The organism is Paenibacillus sp. XY044 (assembly GCF_002257645.1).
In the GTDB taxonomy this organism is placed as follows: domain Bacteria; phylum Bacillota; class Bacilli; order Paenibacillales; family Paenibacillaceae; genus Paenibacillus_AQ.
The window spans coordinates 1,142,656-1,162,397 of record NZ_NQMO01000001.1 but is presented as its reverse complement, the minus strand read 5'-3'; the positions used below and the strand labels follow the sequence as shown (position 1 = coordinate 1,162,397).

General features: G+C 52.2%; 17 protein-coding genes. 3 read left to right on the top strand and 14 right to left on the bottom strand.

From position 1 onward, the window contains the following. Positions 1-187: 187 nt before the first annotated feature. The 5 genes from CJP46_RS05460 to CJP46_RS05440 form a co-directional block, all read right to left on the bottom strand. Positions 188-1,321 (bottom strand): Ger(x)C family spore germination protein, encoded by a 1,134-nt coding sequence (locus CJP46_RS05460; RefSeq protein WP_094594549.1) that lies wholly within the window; start codon positions 1,319-1,321, stop codon positions 188-190. Next, positions 1,318-2,412 (bottom strand): GerAB/ArcD/ProY family transporter, encoded by a 1,095-nt coding sequence (locus tag CJP46_RS05455; protein WP_094594548.1) that lies wholly within the window; start codon positions 2,410-2,412, stop codon positions 1,318-1,320. Before CJP46_RS05455 ends, CJP46_RS05460 begins: the two co-directional genes overlap by 4 nt. A 37-nt stretch (positions 2,413-2,449) precedes the next feature. Then, entirely contained in the window at positions 2,450-3,871 is a 1,422-nt protein-coding gene (locus CJP46_RS05450) for a spore germination protein (RefSeq protein WP_179281039.1), read from the bottom strand. Between the two features lie 162 nt (positions 3,872-4,033). After that, entirely contained in the window at positions 4,034-5,914 is a 1,881-nt protein-coding gene (locus tag CJP46_RS05445) for a WG repeat-containing protein (protein WP_179281038.1), read from the bottom strand. Positions 5,915-6,180: 266 nt separating this feature from the next. Further along, positions 6,181-6,372, bottom strand: coding sequence for a hypothetical protein (locus tag CJP46_RS05440; RefSeq protein ID WP_094594545.1), 192 nt, complete (start codon positions 6,370-6,372; stop codon positions 6,181-6,183). Positions 6,373-6,695: 323 nt separating this feature from the next. Between CJP46_RS05440 and CJP46_RS05435 the strand changes: the two genes are divergently transcribed. Further along, positions 6,696-6,851: an aspartyl-phosphate phosphatase Spo0E family protein gene (locus CJP46_RS05435; RefSeq protein ID WP_094594544.1), complete on the top strand. Its 156-nt coding sequence runs from the start codon at positions 6,696-6,698 to the stop codon at positions 6,849-6,851. Between the two features lie 69 nt (positions 6,852-6,920). On the opposite strand, the gene CJP46_RS05430 is transcribed toward CJP46_RS05435, so the two are convergent. Further along, entirely contained in the window at positions 6,921-7,673 is a 753-nt protein-coding gene (locus CJP46_RS05430; RefSeq protein ID WP_094594543.1) for an SDR family oxidoreductase, read from the bottom strand. Positions 7,674-7,801: 128 nt separating this feature from the next. On the opposite strand from CJP46_RS05430, the gene CJP46_RS05425 reads away from it, so the two are divergent. After that, on the top strand, positions 7,802-8,668 hold the full coding sequence (locus CJP46_RS05425) for a pentapeptide repeat-containing protein (RefSeq protein ID WP_256992254.1): 867 nt from the start codon (positions 7,802-7,804) through the stop codon (positions 8,666-8,668). A gap of 79 nt (positions 8,669-8,747) precedes the next feature. On the opposite strand, the gene CJP46_RS05420 is transcribed toward CJP46_RS05425, so the two are convergent. The 3 genes from CJP46_RS05420 to CJP46_RS05410 all read right to left on the bottom strand — a co-directional run bounded on the left by CJP46_RS05420 (position 8,748) and on the right by CJP46_RS05410 (position 11,715). Beyond that, positions 8,748-9,059: a hypothetical protein gene (locus CJP46_RS05420; protein ID WP_094594542.1), complete on the bottom strand. Its 312-nt coding sequence runs from the start codon at positions 9,057-9,059 to the stop codon at positions 8,748-8,750. A gap of 238 nt (positions 9,060-9,297) precedes the next feature. After that, positions 9,298-10,794 (bottom strand): glycine betaine/L-proline transporter ProP, encoded by a 1,497-nt coding sequence (proP, locus tag CJP46_RS05415; RefSeq protein WP_094594541.1) that lies wholly within the window; start codon positions 10,792-10,794, stop codon positions 9,298-9,300. Between the two features lie 156 nt (positions 10,795-10,950). After that, the gene (locus tag CJP46_RS05410; protein WP_094594540.1) at positions 10,951-11,715 is read right to left on the bottom strand and encodes an arylamine N-acetyltransferase family protein; all 765 of its coding nucleotides are present in this window, start codon (positions 11,713-11,715) and stop codon (positions 10,951-10,953) included. A gap of 258 nt (positions 11,716-11,973) precedes the next feature. On the opposite strand from CJP46_RS05410, the gene CJP46_RS05405 reads away from it, so the two are divergent. Next, the gene (locus tag CJP46_RS05405; protein WP_094594539.1) at positions 11,974-12,402 is read left to right on the top strand and encodes a hypothetical protein; all 429 of its coding nucleotides are present in this window, start codon (positions 11,974-11,976) and stop codon (positions 12,400-12,402) included. 24 nt (positions 12,403-12,426) lie between these two features. On the opposite strand, the gene CJP46_RS05400 is transcribed toward CJP46_RS05405, so the two are convergent. From CJP46_RS05400 to CJP46_RS05380, 5 genes are all read right to left on the bottom strand, one after another. After that, entirely contained in the window at positions 12,427-14,100 is a 1,674-nt protein-coding gene (locus CJP46_RS05400) for an extracellular solute-binding protein (protein ID WP_256992197.1), read from the bottom strand. A 22-nt stretch (positions 14,101-14,122) separates the two neighbouring features. Further along, on the bottom strand, positions 14,123-16,471 hold the full coding sequence (locus tag CJP46_RS05395) for a helix-turn-helix domain-containing protein (protein WP_094594538.1): 2,349 nt from the start codon (positions 16,469-16,471) through the stop codon (positions 14,123-14,125). Positions 16,472-16,708: 237 nt separating this feature from the next. Continuing rightward, positions 16,709-17,824 (bottom strand): glycoside hydrolase family 88 protein, encoded by a 1,116-nt coding sequence (locus tag CJP46_RS05390; RefSeq protein ID WP_094594537.1) that lies wholly within the window; start codon positions 17,822-17,824, stop codon positions 16,709-16,711. A gap of 48 nt (positions 17,825-17,872) precedes the next feature. Further along, entirely contained in the window at positions 17,873-18,697 is an 825-nt protein-coding gene (locus CJP46_RS05385; protein ID WP_094595081.1) for a carbohydrate ABC transporter permease, read from the bottom strand. A 67-nt stretch (positions 18,698-18,764) separates the two neighbouring features. Beyond that, positions 18,765-19,688: an ABC transporter permease gene (locus tag CJP46_RS05380; protein WP_094594536.1), complete on the bottom strand. Its 924-nt coding sequence runs from the start codon at positions 19,686-19,688 to the stop codon at positions 18,765-18,767. Positions 19,689-19,742: the final 54 nt, after the last annotated feature.

Below are 19,742 nucleotides of genomic sequence, written 5' to 3'. Positions count from 1 at the left end.
CCCTCGTCAGCTCTGCTTCTGATCAGGACATCAGTAAAAACGGTTTCCATGACATATATATGAGTTTCCGCAAGTTAACATTCTATTTCAGCGAATCGGAAAACCAAAAAAAAGGCGGCCGGCCGCAAACGGCCAAACCGCAACATATCGTTCGCAGCCAAGTCCCAAGAAGCATGAACGCCAGCTGTTACTGAATGACTCCGGTATCGATAATGGTCACCTGAATTTGGGTATGAAACTCCACGTTACGATACTCCTTGTTCCAATCGATCCGCTTCCACAGTTTAGGATGATAGGCCATCAGCTGTCGGCCTACGCCGAAAATGTCGCAGTTCGCCTTCTGCAGTTCCCGGACGACTTCCCGGGCATCATTGGTCATCATGGACGATAGCTCCCGATTCACCCGCTTTACAGCCTTGTCATCAAGCAGCTGCGGTCCGGTAAACTCCTCGATGACAGCTTGAAGTTTGAGGCTCAGCGTCACATGAACATCGCCGTTTCGGTCGACCCTCACGTGAAACTCATGCTCGCTCTTCTTATTACCAACGTTGTAACTGATCGTTCCTCGAATCGGTTTGGAAGTATCCAAATTCACGGTTTTGGTAAATCGGGCATTGCCTCCTGACTTTCCTTTCATCAAGACCAGCATGATCGACTGATCTTTACTAAGCGATCCGCTAATGCTCTGATCGTGAAACAGGGCGACCCCTTTGGCAACGATTTCAGAGCCTTGTACCCCGATATAAGGAAGAGCGAAATCCTGGCCGGGATCCGTCAAGGAACGGAAAACCGTATTCACCGTCTCCGGCGGGTAGAACAGACTCATTTTCTCCAAACTGCTGATCTTCTGCGTCAGAAATTCGCCGATTTGCAGCTCCCCTATTTTTTTTATCCTGATAATCTCTGAAGCATCATTCTCCGTCACGATCAGCCGTACGTCGGAAGAAGGGTTTCGAGGATCCCGGAAATTAACGTCCATGGGTGCCTTCAGCCCTTCTTCGGCCAAAGATCTGCCGATCAGCTGCACACTGTTCTTGATGACACGCATATTCCCTCTTACGCGGGCCCGTAGGATGTTGCTCGCCCCGCGGGTCGATAACCCCACAGCCGAATGGATTTCATTCGTTGTTGGGCTCTGTTCGGTTTTCGGCGGGATGATCAGCTCTACGGTTTCCTTGATCTTATGGTCCTTGGTCAGATCAAAACCAACACTGTAAGCCAGATTCAAATCCTTCAAGTATTCCCGGTCCCAGCATCCGGTCAAAAGCTGCGTGCTTAGGCCGAGCATTGCACAGCAAAGTACCCAGCGGCAGCGTTTCATGCGGCTTCACCCGCTTTCTTTTTGACGAATAAAGTAAACAGCATCAGCAGGAAAGGAATGGCCGCTATAAACACGTACGCGGCAAATTCGGACACCTTGTTGATCCGGTCGATCGCCATCGGCGTGGTCGGCAGAAGAGCGATTAAAAAAAAGGCCACATTAATCCAAGGGGCAAAAATGTGGTGATTCTTTTTGTTAAGCAGAATCGCAAGCCCATCGGCCGCCGCAAAGCTGTAGCTGGCGATGGAACATACCAACGTAATCGACCAAATCGACAGAAACAGGATGTCAGCGCGATCGATGATATAGAAATTCAACGATTTGACGAGATAAATGACAGGCTCCGGTATCATCGCCAGCTGCGTCTGGTTAAACACCATGAGACAGGTGCACACGACAAACGCATAGAACAGCGTAACGAACAGATTCGACAAGCTGATCATTTTCAGTTTCTTGCTGTCTGAAGCGTCAATAAAAGGAAAGATGATCAGGATCATCTCGAACCCGTACATCGATATCGTCGTATCCTTGGTTCCCTTCAGTATGTTGAGCAGACCTGCTTCGGCTAACGGCAGCATATATTCGATCTTTGCCTGCGACAGGCCATAACTGACAAAAATGATCAACGGAATGAACAGCATGGACGAAAGACTGTAAAACCGGGCCAATACAGTCAGCTTTTCCTTGGCCAGGTAATAAGTCATGATACAGAACAGGATAAGCACCACCCACTTGGGGGTGGATTGCAGAATCCAGCGCTGGAGCACCATGTAGGCATTGAGCAAAACATTGCTGCCGAGCAAACTAAAATATCCGACGTAGCATGCGATCAGGAATCTGCCCATCATCGGTCCGGCAAGCCGGAGACAGATCTGGAAAAGATTCATCCCGGGGAACCTGCGGAGGAGAGCCCACATCATCAGAATGATGATCTGGGTAATAACGCCGGCGATCAGGACCGATATGCCCGCGCCGCTCTTTGCGGTCTTGCTCAGGTCAAAGGGAATCGAAAGCACGCCGACCCCGATTTGGGCTTGGACAATGAATAGAAACAGCTGCCTTGGGGACATCTTTTTTTCAGCCTGCTCCACCTTGGTCCTCCCCTTCCGAATCGGTGTCAACCCGACGTTAATTATGCTTTTTCTCGCCGTGCCTGCTGCGAATGGCCCAAATCGGAAAACGCAGGAACGTATCCTTAAATCCTTTGATTTTCAAGGGGGCCAGCGGCGACAGGTAAGGCTTTCCGAACGACTCCAGCTTGCACAGATGTATGAACAGAATCGTCAGTCCGAAGGAAATGCCGATAAATCCGAATATCGACGCGCATATCATTAGCGGGAACCGCAGGATCCGGATCGCCGAGCTCATTTCGTTGGACGGGATTAAGAATGATGAAATCGCGGTTAGAGCCACAACGATAATCATCGTATACGATACAAAACCCGCCTTGACGATCGCATCCCCGATGACCAGGCCTCCGACGATACCGATCGTTTGCCCAACCCGGCTTGGCAGCCTCAGTCCTGCCTCCCTCAACAGCTCAAAGATCAGCTCCAGCAGCATGGCTTCGACGAGTGGGGGATACGGTACCCGGGTCAATGAACCCTGCACGGTAAAGAACAGCTGGATAGGCAAAATGTTCGAATGAAAGGCTACGATGGCGATATAGAATGCCGGCAGCTGAAACGCCGTAACGAAGCTGAGCAGCCGGATGAACCGCACAAACGACGCGATCATCCACCGGTTACTGTAATCGTCGGGCGTCTGATAAAAGCAAAAAAAGCTCATCGGAACGATCAAAGCCGTCGGATCGCCCTCCAGCATGATGACCACATGTCCATCCAGCAAATACGAGCCCGTATGATCCGGCCGTTCCGTGTTCAGGAACTGGGGAAAGATCGAATACGGCTGATCCTCCATAAACTCCTGGATAAAACCGGTCGACATCACGGAATCGATCGAGATGCTCTTCAGCCTGTTTTCCACTTTATCGATCACGGCAGGATCAGCCAGGTTATTCATATAGATCACTGCGACTTTGCGCGGAGCCGTGCTGCCGATATTGTGATAATGCACCTTCAGCTCCGTAGAGCTGACCTGCTGCCGGATCTGAAACAAATTGACCGTTAAATCCTCAATATAACCGTTGTGAGCCCCGCGTATAATTCCTTCGTTTTCCGGCTCCGTAATGCTTCGATCGTACTTGGCCGGTGTGGTCAGGACATAAAACTGCACCATGTCCTGGGTGAAGAACAAGCAGTTGCCCGACAGAAGAGATTGCGCTCCCTTGTCCAGTTTGTGCTCGGTCTCAAGCCGTAGCGTAAAGAACAGCTGGGATAAGTCCTCATCCCCGCACTGCCGCAGCGGCCGGATAACATTACGCTCAATTAGGGTTGGGTCTACTGTCGACTCTAGATAAATCAGCGCCGATGACTGCCCGCGGTAGGTCAGATGCCTGACTTTCAAATCGTCGGTGTGGAGCAGCTTGTCCCGAATGTAAGAAACGTTCCGTTCGAGCGAAGGATACATATTTTGCTCTGTTGGAGTCACCGTCCGCCCTCCTGCCATAAATAATAAGACTCCGGTTAATTTTCCCATCCCTATGTAAAAATATTCCTAACTTCCTATCGCTTCCAAATAATAAAAACCGCATGCCTTCAAGGCAGCGGCTCGTCAAGCTTATAACAAGTTGAACGGTTTCATAAGCAAAAATCAGCCTGTAGGATCCTCATCCCGCCAGACGGTTCTTCCTTCGCGGGTTAAATACGACAGTCGCTGATCCACCTTCGCCTCGATTAGGCCGTCTCCCTTCAGGGTCAAGCAGCCACTACCTTCCACATGAGGGTAACCCGGCGCGGCTTGGCCGCTCTGATCGATAAAATAGGTGGCTTGTGCATCCGTGACCGAGGCCAATCCATCTCGAAATTCCGACACACTCGTGTACACGAAGTCAGTCAGCAGCATCCCTTCGTAATCCGCAATCGCATATTTTGGGCCGACAGATGGCTGCTTCGGCCCTACAGAACGAGCAAGTGCCAGCCGTTCCTCGCCTAGATCACGAATCTCGTTATATTCAGGGGGAACGACGAATCTGCCCGATTCATCGATGACGCCGTATCTCTTCAGCTTACCCTCCGCCATGCTAATGACGGCCCGCTGGCAGCGGAAAGGGAAAGCGGCAGTAAATGCGGGATGTAACCGGACTTGGCCGCGCAAATCGATATATCCGTATTTTCCGCCGGCTTGCTGCTGATAAGCGAGCAAGCCGGCGCCGGGAGGGCCAGCGTATGCAAACTCGTATTCGTTCAGACTACGGCCATCCAGCCCGATGAGCGCGTATCCGCCATCCCTTATTTTGACCCAGGCTCTGCCGTTGCCAAAATCGCCTGCTTCCCCGTATCTTGCCGGGATGATCTCATATCCCTGGGAATCAAGGTATCCGTAACGGCCGGGATGTTTCGTTTCCCCCGCATGGTCTGTCCCACGAAATACGGATCTGCCCTCCCGCATATCCGAAATGTACGAATACGCGCGCCTGGTCACAACCTTGCCCTGTTCATCGATCAGTCTATATGCATCGCCTTCCGTCACGATAGCCCGATGCTCCGAAAAAGGACGGATCGAATCATACGTCGGGGGCACGATCCATACTCCGGCCTGATCGATCAACCCATATTTTCCGTCTTCACGGACAGTGGCAAGGCCGTTCTTCTGAAAATCTGCCGCGTCTTCGTATCTGGCCGCAATCACCATTTTACCGCTCGTATTGATATACCCCCAGCGGATCCCTTCCGCGGTTCGGATCGAAGCACGCAGCAGCTCCGCCACGCGGGGCATCTGCATAATTTTCCTCTCCAGCGTCAAAAGAACTTCCCGGGAAGGATACGGCTGGGCAAATCCCAGTGCTCTTCGCACCGAATGCAATGCTGCCTGCGGGATACCGGCACGATACTGGGCCTCGGCCAGATAGTACCAATAGAACGGATAATCCGGGTAGGACTCGGTCATTCGCTCATAGTAGCGCGCCACCTCAGGATAATAGGCGGGATAAACATCTTGTGCCGGATGAAAACCTCCGTCCCGCCAGCGCAGTACCTCCGTGCGGTAGGCTTCACCCGTATCGTGAATCCAGAGTGCCAGCTCAGCTTGCCCGTCTGGACCTCCGGGTCCCGGCCAATCCGATACGTCGATATAGCTGTAGCTCATCTCTGCGGGCGCCACATTCGCCAATCCATGCTCTGTCCATTCGTAAACGGACAGCTTCGACCAAATGGAACCGATCTGCCAGCCTACAAGCAGGTTGTTCCTCCCAGGCTTGGTCACGGGTGCGGCGGTCAACAGCGTAACGCCATAGCCGGGTCCTTGGATGCGGGCCATCGTTCTCCATGCCCCACCGCTAAACGTAAGCACGAGCAAGTACAGCGCATCATTCAACCGATAAACCGCGGATATTTCCGGTACCCGGTCTCCCGTCAAATCCTCGGCAATCACAGCAGGTTGTCCGGCTGGCGTACTCATCGTGACCAGTTCGGCCCCTTCCGGCAGATGCGTGCCGACAAGCTGTACGGGACTTTGCGGTTCATTTACACTCATCCGTATCCTTCCTCTCTCCCTATGCTTTTGCCTAATGGTATGCCGAGAGCGTGAAGATATGCTATTCCCTAGACAGAAAACCGCCGAACTTGAACTGATCCCCATGTCGTTCTGGTTTCGCTGCACGTTCTTTTAGTCCGGACAAGATGCGATCCAACTGCATCTGGATCTCGATGATCAGGTCCAGCAGAAGAAACTTTCGATATATGCAAAAAAAGCCTAGCCCTTCATGGGTTAGGTTATTAAGAAACAGCACACGGGTGGTTTCAGGCAGTCTTTGCGACCTGCCATGCCAAAATCCGATCCTGTCGGAAGGTTCTTGGGGCCTCTGTCTTCAGGCATACTGCCCTCACGATATTCCCGCGCATCCCTTTCACTTCAATTTTACGCTGCGTAATGTTTCCGGCCTGGTCCAAATAAACGATCTCCACGATTTGCCCTACATATTTTTCTGACATGTCAGCCCCTCCTATCCAAACGTATGTTTTTATTATATACGAACATCCGTTCTTTATTCTATGTAAATATTGCCCATTTATAACGAATTTCGCCGGCATCAAACAGCGATCGATTACAAGCTCTAATTAATATTTTCATCATCGGGTAACATTTCAACAATATGTCAATTTCACGGAAGGGTTTTGAGGGGAATTTATCGAAAAATGTAATACCATTCTTTTTCAAATATGAAGTGCTGGATCGAAATTGTGTTGGCGCATCAGTCGTCGCGGTATGCTGCGAACGTAAAGAGGATGCAAAACTTCAAAGGAGCTGTTCAACCATGGATAAAATTATTCGTAAAATTGAAGAGCTTCGGTTGGAATTGAATAAACTGTCCGATAGAAGATGTCTCACCGATCCGGAACTGGTCAAGGCCAGTCAGAAATTGGACCGGGTACTGAATGACTACGACAAACTTTTAAAAGAAAACATGTAAACCAAACGGACCTGCTGATGCTATCAGCAGGTCTTCTTCCTGTAGTGTATTTTGTTGCCTGATGTTATGTTATGTTCCGGACCGGAAGCCTTCGTACATCCGGGTTGCTGCTTCCCTAGCCTGAACCGCTGACATGAGCAGCCTCTCCTCTGTACCGCCGTAACCGATCTCCTCTTTGCCGGATTTCAGGTCCCCGAATACAGAGTCAGCAAATTCATCTAGCGGCGCGCCGAAGGTATGAAGCCCTACCCCGCCCAAATCGGTGTTAACCGCCGGCGGCAGCACTTCAATCACTTTTACGTTCGTTTGAGCCAACTGGATCCGGAGGCTGACGGTAAAAGAATGAAGGGCAGCTTTCGTGGAACTGTAAATCGGTACCCAGGCTCCTGGCGCAATGGACAGCCCTGAGGTGACATTGACAATAACCGGGTCAGGTTGATTTAGCAAGTGAGGTATAAACAACATCGTTAAATGAAACGGGGCATCCACATTAATGGCGATTTCCTGGCGGTAGTGATCCCAATCTGTTTTCCCGTCAAGCAAATGAACCCGCTGCTGGATGCCCGCATTGTTGATCAGGACGTTCAAGCCCGGAAATTCGGATGTCACCTTTTGGAATAATTCCAGCCGCTGGGACTCCACTGACAGGTCACACACCACGGTATGGATATCCGCATAGCGTTCCTTCAGCTCCTGAAGCTTGTCTGCGCGCCGTCCACAAATGATCACGGTGTTCCCCGCCTGAATGAAGCGCTCTGCCAAGGCAAGACCGATTCCGGATGCGCCCCCGGTAATAAGTACGGTATTTCCGCTAATTTTCAATTCGCCATCACTCCCTTTCAACTAATTACTCACGATCTCGGCATCGATAAACTCCCAATTTTATTGTAAAATAACCAAAGGTAAAAGAAAAACAGCCCTGATTTTAATTGAAGGAGATAACGAAATTGATCGTACCTACCCCCCATCATTCTGAAGACTCAGGAGACTACGGCCGGGATACTCTGAAAGCAGACTGCGCCAAATGCTTTGGTTTATGCTGCGTATCCCTGCCCTTTGCCGCCTCCTCCGATTTTGCCATGGACAAGCAAGCGGGACAGCCATGCCGCCATCTTCAATCCGATTTCCGCTGTGGCATCCATGACAGTCTGCGGGAAAAGGGATTTCGCGGATGCACGGTCTATGACTGTTTTGGGGCCGGCCAAAAAGTATCCCAGGTAACCTATAGCGGCACAGACTGGCGTCAAGCGCCGGAAACGGCGAAGCAAATGTTTGAGGTATTCCCCGTCATGCGTCAGCTGCACGAGCTTCTGGCCTATTTAACCCAAGCGCTCAGTTATGAGGATGCCCACCTGATCCACGAGGAGCTTAGAGAACAGCTGAGCGCAACGCAGCAGCTCACCGAGCTGCCGCCAGAGAAAATATTGGAGCTCGATATTCCCGTTCACCGGGCCGAAGTAAATATACTGCTTCTCAAGACTAGTGAACTTGTTCGGGAGGAGGCCCGCCGACGCTACAAGGGAACTGCCCCTCGCAAGAACCTGAAGGGGCGCGGGGCAGATCTGATCGGCGCGAAGCTGAAGGGCGCGGATCTCAAATTCCAGAGCTTTAGAGGCGCGTATCTGATCGCAGCAGACCTTCGGGACGCAGACCTCCGGATCACCGATCTGATCGGCGCCGATTTCCGGGACGCGGACATCCGTGGCGCGGATTTGAGCAGAAGCCTTTTTCTGACCCAGTTCCAGATCAATGCTGCCAAAGGGAACGCTGCTACCAAAATTCCACCGGCTCTGGAGCGCCCTTTTCATTGGGCCTAGCGTTACGAAGTATGCCCCGTAAAAAACAAAACAACCGCTGGAACCTCGTTGTTCCAGCGGTTAATGATTTCATGTGTTATTAGGCGCGTTCTCCACGCAAATCAGGGAGTGACGGCTCAAAGGAACTGATATATCCGTCCTTCTGTTTCTTCTTGTGGTTCTTCTTCATGACACCAAAGAGTGTAATGACGGCATACATCGGTACAACATAATAGAAAATCAGAATCAGATAGAATAAGCCGCCTGAGCTCAAATGCATTCCGGACGCAATCGCAAGCCCCGTAAGCAGCAATGTATTCATGACGTTGGCGATCAACACCTCGTGCTTCTTCCCGAAAAACAAAACACCGATCAGCGCAGCGGTAAACACAATCAGCAGTAAAAAGGTCATGATGAATTCCTCCTTAAAAACATTGGATGCTATATCATACGCTTTGAATCAGCAATGATTCACAATTTCGACAAATTGCCTTCACATTTTAGACACAATTAGATTACCTCAAAGATAACATATTTAAACATCGTTGAAAAGGCTTACACAAAAATAAATGGAAAAAGCAGCAAAAAAAGCGCCGGAACCCTTGTTCCAACGCCTTTTTTTATGTTTTGCATGACGCAAAGCCTATTCCTTAACGCCTTGGCTCCGAATCGGACAATTGGTCTTGAATGGCTGCCTGCTCCTTATGCCACCATAGCGCTTCCTCCGGTTCCTGGAGCACCTCATGGACTTCGTGCGGTTTTTCCACCGCCGGCGCAGACCCACGCAGTGAACGGCCCGAAGTCTCCGTAAACCACATGGTCACAATGACGAAGCCGATGAGCGATACCGCAATCAAATAATACGCCGGAACCAGCGGTTCCCCGGTAAGATTAATCAGCCAAGCCATGACCAAGGGGGTTGTCCCGCCGAACAGGGAAGCTGAAATATTATAAGTAATCGCCAGCGCTCCATAACGGACCTTGGTAAAAAATAATGCCGGCAGCACGGATGGCATGGTCCCTTCAAAGCAGGTCAGCAGCACGGCGAGGCACAGCAAACCGAGAAAGACCATCCCGCCCTTACCGCTGCCGATCCACCAAAACGCCGGCAGCGAGAGCACGATCAGCCCCAGCAGACCGGCTTGGATAATGCGTTTGTTCCCGATCCGGTCGCTGAAGTAACCCATGAACAGCACGATGGGGATCATGATGAACATGACGATGAGAATGAGCAGCAGCCCTTCCGTTTCCCCGTAACCGAGGACCGCAGTCAGATGGGATGGCATGTATGACAATACCATATAATCCACGACATTGAAGGAGCACACCATGACGATGCAGAGCAGGACGACCCTCCACTGGACCTTCAGCAATTCCCTGAAAGGTACCTTCTGTCTCCCTTCATCCTGGGCCTTCTCCATGGCCTCAAAGGCGGGAGTTTCTTCGAGATGATTCCGCAGGTACAATCCGATCAAGCCGATCGGCGCCGCTATAAAAAAGGGAATCCTCCAACCCCAAGCCAGCATCCGGTCTGGCCCCAGCAGGTAGCTAAGCAGCGTCACTATTCCGGATCCTGCAATGTACCCCACCAAAGTGCCTACTTCCAGGCCGCTGGCCATAAAGCCGCGGCGCTTGTCGGGCGTGGATTCGGCGATGAAGGTCATGGCTCCCGAATACTCTCCCCCGGTCGAAAAGCCTTGGACCAGGCGAGCCAGCAGCAGCAGCACCGAAGCGGAAATGCCGATGGATGCGTAGCTCGGAATGAGGCCGATGCACAACGTTGACACGGCCATCATAACCAAAGTGATGGTGAGTACTTTTTTCCGGCCAAGCCGGTCGCCCAGCCTTCCAAAAAACAATCCGCCGAACGGCCTGACGAGAAAGGCGATGGAAAAGGTCGCGAACGTATAGATCAGCTGAATTGAACCCGTCAATTCCGGGAAAAACACCTTGCCCATAATGACGGCCAAATAAGAATATATTCCGAAATCGAACCATTCCATTGCATTTCCCAAAGCGGTAGCGACGACGGCCTTTTTGGCATTACCGGTGTCCACGACCGTAATATCGTCCCGATGGAGCCGGGGCTTGGATCTTTTTCTGAAGGGCAGCGCCCATTTGTTTTTCTCGTCATTGTGGCTGTTCATGATCGAAGGCTCCTCTGTTAGCGAAAATACTTTTGACCAAACTAGTATTCGCCCGAAGCCTTGCACCGATTCATCAAGGATCCGCAGGGACCTTTGCTAATGCATTTACATTCCCGGTAATACGGAATGCTTATAATGATCCGCGGAATTGAACTGTCATCCCTTCAGCTCGATATGGAAAACCTGCTCCAGCACCTGCCCAAGGCGCTCCGGATCGACGTCCTCTTTCGTCTTCATGTCTCCGTTGACCCGGGTCAGGGAGTTTCCGCTCAGCGTAATGCGTCCCTGCTCTGTCTGGATCATCACCACCCGGACCTTGTTAAATTTCGATTCGCTCCCGTACTGTGTCATATCGAACACCGCTTTGAAATCTTTCAACGATCGCGGCGCCCTGTCCAACTGGTACAGCATCTCCCACTCGCCTGGGGTTTCCTTCTCCAAAACAAGACGGCCCGGCAGCTTCGTATATGGACGGATACACCACCTCCCCTCCCAATCCGGGGTCAATTCACCGTTCAGCGGGACCGGCACACGGGGGCTTCGTCCGCCAAATCCAACATCCACCAGGTAATCCACGTCCCGAAGATGAACGACATTGACGGCATGGGTTCCGTCTTTAAACCAGCCATCCTCTTGCTTGACGGTGCAGGCCGCCATTGAAACGCTGTAGCCAAGCTCCTTGAGAAAACTGTGAAACAGACCGTTCAATTCGTAACATACGCCTCCGCGCCGGCCTTCAATGATCTTGTCAAAGAGCATGTCCGGCTTCATCGACAACGGCACTCCGTCCATGATATCGAGATTTTCGAACGGAATATGCATCACATGCCGGCATTGCAGCGCCCGCAGCAGCGTTAGATCAGGCCTGATATTCTGATCGGTCATGCCGAGTCTGGTCAGGTATTTTTGCAGGTTAATCATTCTTTTCTCCTCATTTCGGGATGTGAAATCTTGATTAGTCACGCGCTGATTTATCTGCGGGCAACAAATCCATTACCTATAAGTTACAAGGAGCGAGCGACTGGGACAACGCGTATTTTGCTCAGCTGTCCCGGTACAGTTTAGATTGAGGTATAATGAGGGCATTACTTCAGTCCGCATTGAAACGATCGGCATGGATATTTGGCCATGCCAAAGAAGTCCAGCGAACCCGCTGGACCGACAAGGAGATAAACCGACATGCGCTTTTTCTTCAAATTGAATGTGATGAGCTGCACTTACGCTTTCCTGCTGTTTCTTCATGCCGGAAGTTTGATCAACGTGTACAGGCTTGAGAGAATCACAAATTGGAACGGCATCTATAAGGCCTTGGACTGGGCGAATCTGGCATGGTTTGCAGGCTCTCTGATCCTCTGCTATTGGCTGAGCAAGCGCCTCGTATCCGGGCGGAAGCCCGCCTATGCCGCCACCGTTCTGTGGATCCCGTATTTCATCCTGTGGATATGGGGCTTCAGTACTCTGTTCCCCCTGACCGATCCGGGTGATGACCCGGCTCCGGTCACCGGTTTGATTCTGATATTTGAGATGATCCTTTTTCCTTTCTATATCGCGCTGAACACATTCCTGTCGGCAGCGGCTCCGGCCATCAGAAAAAGCATGAAAACCTAGGTTTCCGAGCTTCCCGCTGCATGCTCACCCGGCATTGCGGCCGCCGGATTGGGATAAGGATGCCCGGTAACGGTCCAATGCCCGCTGCTCAATATCAATGGCACGCTGGATGTCGAGCAGCCGGATTTTTTTCACGTATTCATCAAAAGCGGATTCCGGTTCCATGCCCATAATGATTTTCAGCGACATTTCGGTCACGACCTTATTGATTTCCTGCATAATTACCGCCAGCTCGGTGCTCTCCTTCTCCGTGGTCGGGAGCGCTGGCAGCGTATGAAGCGCCGCATCCGTGTCGGACCACACCCGGACCGCCTCCTTCTGCTCCGGGAGGGAATAGTACTGCTCCATGTAACGAATATCCTGGACGAAAGGCCCGAAATAGCTTGCCCTGGTGTACATCGCCAGCGCCTGTGACGGCGCCAGCTTATCCGGATTGCGCAAAATGACGTCCGTATACGCAGGATACCCGTCTTTCATCACGTAGCTGACCCCTTCGATGCCAAAATTGAAGAGCAGATGTCCTTCCGTTCCGTAACCGTAATCCAGCATTTTTACCGCTTCTTCTACATGCTTGCTTTTCGCGGAAATGGCCACACCATTGGATCCAACAGCCGGCGCCAGCTGGCCGAATTTGGGGCGTTCCCCGCGGTGCAGCACCGGGTACGGCGCGGGAACAAGCTCCACAGACGGATCCTGTGATTTCATTACAGGCAGCCAGGTGCCGATGCCGGCGCCTGCATTCCATATCCCTGCGCCGCTTCGGCTGAGGATCATGTTCGTATCCTGCGTTTCGGAGTCGACGGCAGCAAAGTTCGGGTCGATCAATCCTTCCGCATACCATCCCCGGAACAGCAACAGAAAATCTTTATAGCCTCGCTCAACCGGGCCGAACTTGATTTTACCATCCTCTTGGTAAAAGCCTTTCTTGATCCCGAATGCGCCGATAAAACCCCCGCCCTCGATGCCAAACAGAGGGTTCGGTACGCCAAGGAAGGTGAGCGGTGCTTTCGCACCCTTTTTCTCCTTGAAAGCCTTGAGTACCGTATGCCAATCGTCGATCGTTACAGGCACGTCCAGTCCCAGCTCATCCAGCCAGTCCTTACGGATGATCGGTCCCTGGTAAGTCCGCAGCTTGTCGTCACCCTGAATAAACGGAAAAGCATAGTAGCTTCCTCCGGCTGTCCGGATTTGCATGTCGATATCGGGATGCTCTTTAAGGTACCGCTTCAAGTTGGGGGCGTACTGGTCGATGGCTTCGTTCAAGCGCAAAATATAACCGTCGTTGATCGCCTTCTCCGGTCCCCCCGGATAATTGATCCATTCGTACTCCATCATATCCGGCAAATCGCCGGACGCCAGCAGCACGCTAATCGCTTCCTTCGCCTGGTTGGCCGGAGGTTGGATGAACGTCAGCTGGACGCCGGTTCTCCGCTGCCATTCCTGAAAGAACGGCACCTGGTTAAAGGTGGACTTAATCCCCGCCGCGTTGCCGTTCAGTTCAGCCCAATAGGTAAGCTTTCCATTAGGGGAAGGCGAGCCCTTGCTGCCGGCCGGCATCGACGCTGATTCGGCAGTCTGCAACGTACTTGCCGTCTGTGTCGTCCGCTCGCGGTCGCAAGCCGGCAATACCGCCATCAACAGGACCATGCAAGCCAGCCATCCCCACACCGCCGCTCTCCCCTTACCTTTCCGCTTCATAGGTACCTCCCGAAAATAAACATCAAATAATTTCTCTGTACTTGCCCGGCGTAATGCCTTCGTATTTTTTGAACACCCGGATGAAGGTCGCGGGATCGTTGTATCCGATCTGCCTGGAAATTTCGCTGACCGACTCCGGTTTGGACCGCATCAGCCGTTTCGCCTGCTCGATTCGGTATTTATGAATGCTGTCCAGTATGCCTTCGCCCGTCTGGGTCTTATACAGCTTGGACAGGTAGCTTCCCTTCAGCTCAAAATGCTCGCCGATGGCATTGACGTTCAAGTTCATGTCCATGTAATTCGCTTGGATATATTGATGGACTTCCTCAGTCAGGTTCCGCAGGGAATCCTCCCGCTCCCTGGATACGTGGGAGGAGCGTTTGGCCGACGCGTAAGCGCATACTTCCTGAAGGAGCGCCTGCAGCTTCTCCTGCATTTCCCGAAGCGTCCCGCATGCCATAATATCGTCGATCCAGCGCGGATTGTCGGCAAGCGTAATGCCGCCGCTCCCTTCGCCCAGCTCATTGATCGCCTTGATCATCGTTCCGACGAGATTGAACATCAGGCATCTGGCCAGCGTCAGCGGCATGACAGGCTTGTCCAGATTTTTCTCGATGATCTCGTTCATGCAGGTTGCGGCTTCGTCCAGATCCCCCGCCTTGATCACGTTAATCAGCTGCTGCTCGATCTGAAGCGGATAATAGTAGCCGTATCCGATGTCCGCTGTTCCGTCGGCGCGAACGTCTTCGTACGCGATGATGCCTTTTTTGCCGAGGACCATTTTGTATTCCATCGCGTCAACCGCTTCCCGATACGCCTCGGAGATGCCAATCCAGGAAGCATGGCGTCCGCTCAGCGAGACCGTCAGTTCCATGTCATACCGCTCCAGAAACCGCTGTGCCTCGTAGGCAATGTCATGAAGATCGTGCTCCCATCCGGTAGAATCCGCTTTCAAATTGACGAGGCAAGCCATCATGTCATCCGTTTCGACCACATACCCGGCATGTCCCTGACGTTCCGCCAGCTCTTCCACCACATTGGATATGATCAATTGAACCAGCTTGCTTCGTTCATGCATGTCGATGCCCGGCAGGAATTCGTACAGCTTCTCTTCGTTCTCGATCACGAACAAAATAACGGCAAATTCGGTCGAGATCTGTTTCATCTGAAAGGAGCGAAATGCCTCCTCATAAGGCACCAGCGTATCCGGCTTGCCCTTCAGCAGCCGGTTGAGCATGTTGGACCTCAGCACCTGCTGATGCTTCCGGAGCTGCATGGCGATCTCGTCATTTTCGGTGCGGGTGCGGTTAACGACTTTTTGGATGAACCGAAATTCGTTCGCATCGGCGTGGCTTCGGTCGGTGTTCTTATCCATGAGCGACTCGACCAGCTGCTGAACGGGCGAATAGTTGCGGCGCATAAAAAACCAGGTCAGAACGCCGGCGCCAACCAGGCTTACGAGAATGCTGACATACGTAAAATTGCGGACGTATTCCGCCTTCTCCCAATAGATTCCGCTCGGGATGATCAGGGCGTACTTCAGATCCGATACGGAGGAGTCAATGGAGAATAGCTCCGATGTTCCATCCTTCGCAAAATCCGTTTGAATGCGCTTACCATTCATGAAGGGCGCAAGCTCCTTCGAGTCCGGATGGTTAGACATCAAAATCTCGTTGTTATGGTTTAAAATGAGCAGCGTCGCTCCGCTGAAGCCCGATATGCCCTCCACAGCTTCCTGGAACCTGCGGGTGTCGGACATGACCACCACGCTGCCCGCACTCCGGCCGTTCATGTCTTTTGGCAGCTGCGTAATATAGGCGATTGACGTCTTTCCCTCCGCCGCATTCGCATGGGGAAGCACGACAAAAGAATTGCTCTCCCCATTCAGAACGGTGCTCTTCCATTCCTCCAACGAGAGCGCTCCGGTTTGATGAATCGTATAGAACGCGGTATTCAAGTCGCGGATATTTCCGGACCTGTACACCGAACCGTCCCTGCTGGAGACGACATAGAATTCATCAATGGACGCGTACGACGTTTTAAAGAGTCGGAATTCATTCACCAGCTGATACGCCGTGTACGGCACTTCCTGGGCCGGCAAGCTGGAATACATCAAATGCTGCAAATTCGGGCTCCAGGTCATTTCCATATTCAACCGCTTCATCAGGTCGATTTGATTGTCGATCGTGTACCTCATCTGCTTCAGGAGCGAATCGTTGGCCCGGTGGATTTCGCTCTTCAGCGCATGGCTGGCTTGGGCATAAATCACCAGACTAATTACGATGGGAACAAACAGCACCGCACTGTAAGATACGAGCCAGGTGGCGATGATGCTCTCCCGTTTCCGCCACAGATTTTGAATGTTCAGCAAAGACCATCACCCATATTTCAATAGTTTGTCTCGATTGATTAGACACCCATTATAGCGAATATCGCCAGGGATGCGTATAGATAAAAAGTGCAATCCGGTTGTTAAAAATGCAAAATCCCCACGTTTTATGCAAAATAAACGCGAAGAAGCCTCGGGAGACCTCGCGGTCTTCCCAGGCTCTGCGGGTGATCGGACAGGCAATCATACACGCCCTTTCATTCGCTCATTATAGATCCCTTAAAAGATGCGGTGCTTCCAGCCATTCAGCTTGGCGGCCGCCTCAATAAAAAAATAGTCGCCGTAAATGAGAGACACGTCTACATTTTGCGAGACCGGTTTATGGCCGGTTCCGTGCAGCAGGACGGCTTCATGATCAGGATCATTCCATGTGCTGTACCCTGTGTACAAGCAATACAAAATCCGCTGCGTGGCATCAAGATATCCTCTTCCCCGGATATCGCCGAGTACGTCCGCGAGCTCCAGCAGCCCGGATGCTGCGATGGCACCAGCCGAGCTGTCGCGAACGATGCCGCCCTCTTCGTCCGCACGAAAATCCCAATACGGCACGTCATCCTCGGGCAGGTGCGCAATGAAAAAGTTCGCCACGCGCTGTGCGGCCTCAAGGTAATCCGGAATCCCTGTATAACGATACGTATTCGTTAAACCGTATAGTGCCCAGGCCGCTCCCCGGCTCCAGGCCGAATCCGGCGCAAAACCCTGCCCGCCGATTGCTTCAACGGGGTCGCCGGTTTCGGCATCGAACCGGATGATATGATGCACGGACCCGTCCGGGCGGACAAAATGACGGACGACCGTATCCGCATGTTGCCTTGCAATATGCGCAAACCGCGGGTCGCCGCTCTCTTCCGATGCCCAGAACAACAGCGACAGATTCATCATCGTATCAATGATCGACCAGCCGGTCTTGTCGCCGTTCCAGGCGCGGATAAACCGGCCGGCAGGGTTAAAGCGCCCGGCCAAAAATCCGGCGGCAAGGAGCGCACGCCTCGCCGCGTCCGCATCTCCGGTCAGCTTGTATTTCATGACCGCGGTCGGCAGAAATTGAAACCCGACGTCATGATCGTAATGGTTCGGAGCGAGCCATAGCTCCGACAGCCGTTCATCCCAGTTCCAGGCCGCCTCCCGGAATTTATCCTCGCCGGTCATGTCGTACATCAACCACAGGATGCCCGGCCAAAAACCCGAAGTCCACCAATCGATCCGCATATCGTCGTATTTGCCGTCTAGGCCTGCGGCATGCGGTGATTTGTCGCCGATTCGTTCCAGCATTTGTCCCGCCTTGCGGACGATCTGCTGCCACATCTCCTGCTTTACCGTTTCAACGTCCTTCATACTTAGACCTCCTTTATCTGACCAACATCTGTTTTGCAGTTACGTGCATTAGCCCTTCAGCGAGCCGACCATGACTCCCTTCACGAAAAACCGCTGAAGGAACGGATACACGCACAGGATAGGCACGGTTGCCACCATAATCGTTGCGTATTTGATCGTTTCCCCGATTTGGAACCGGTCTCCCGCCGAAGCGCCCGATGACATGCTGTCGGTCGAGTTGGAGATCAGAATTTCGCGCAGCACGAGCTGCAGGGGAAACAGATTTCTGTCTTTGATAAACACCGATGCGTAGAACCATCCGTTCCACTTGTCCACCGCATAGTAGAGAATCATGACGGCGATGACCGGCATGGACAACGGGATAATGATCCGGAACAAAATGGTGAAATGGTTCGCGCCGTCGATTTTGGCCGATTCCTCCAGGCTGTCCGGAATGCCCATGAAGGCTGTTCGCATGATGATCAGGTTGAACGTGCTGACGCTGAACGGAATGATCGTGGACCACAGCGTGTCCAGCAGTCCCACGCCTTTGACGACGAGATACAGCGGGATCAGACCGCCGCTGAAGAACATGGTGAACACGATGATGAACATGAACACCTTGTTCCACATCACGTTTTTGCGCGACAGGACATAAGCACCCATCGAGGTGAGCAGTAGATTGACCGCTACCCCGAATACGAGAATGAACAGCGTGTTGCGAAAGCCGATGCCGATGCCCGGATTGTCCAGAACGCTCTTATAAGCATCAAGGCTGAAGCCGAGCGGTCTCCACAAAAAGCCTTTGTGGCCTAGCAGCCGGGCCGAGTCGCTGAAGGAAGCGAACAATACATACACCAGTGGATATAAGGTCACGACGACCAGAAAAATCATTAGGGCGTAGTTGATGACATTGAATATACGGTCACCCCAACCGTTCTCTGTTTTCAAGCTTACCACCTCACCATAGGCTGTTTTGGCTCACCCTCCGGCTGATGGCGTTGGCCGTAATCAGGAGGACGAGATTGATGACCGAGTTGAACAAACCAACGGCAGAGCTGTAGCTCCAGCCAAACTCCAGCAGACCTTTGCGGTATACGAAGGAGGAAATGACGTCCGCCGTTTCGTAAGTGACCGGGTTGTATAGAAGAATGATCTTTTCAAACCCGACGTTGAGCAGGTTCCCCATCCGGAGAATGAACATGATCATAATGGTGGGCAGCAGCCCGGGCAGCGTAATGTACAGCATCTGCTTCATCCGGCTGGCCCCGTCGATCCGCGCCGCTTCGTACTGCTCCAGATCGATGCTCATGAGGGCGGCGATATAGATGATCGATTCCCAGCCGATCCGCTGCCAGATTTCGGACAGTACGTAGATGGGACGGAACAGCTCGGGCTTCTGCAGCATCGCCTGACCGTCATAGCCCAGGAACATGAACAGGCGGTTGATGAGCCCGTCCGCATTCGTAAAATCGGTAATGATGCCGCAAATGACCACGAGCGAAATAAAATACGGCATGTACGTGATCGTCTGGACGACGCGCTTGAATTTCTTCTTGCGTACTTCGTTGATCAAAAGAGCGAGGATGATCGGAGCCGGGAACTCAAAAACCAGCGTATACAGGCTGATCAAGATCGTATTTTTCAAAATTCTCAAAAAATAATAACTGCCGAAAAAGTCCTGAAAATGCTTCAGTCCGACCCAGTCGCTGCCCAATATGCCCTTCATGGGCGAATAATCTTTGAATGCGATCAGCGCCCCGTACATGGGTGCGTAATGAAAGACCAAATAATAGGCGATCACCGGCAGCATCATGATATACAAATACTTGTTGAGCACAAAATCACGAACGAGCCGGCTTCGAAACGATTGCCGATTTGCCATGCCTGAAAGTCACCTCAATTTTTATTAGGGGGAGAGCAGGCTCTCCCCTTCGTT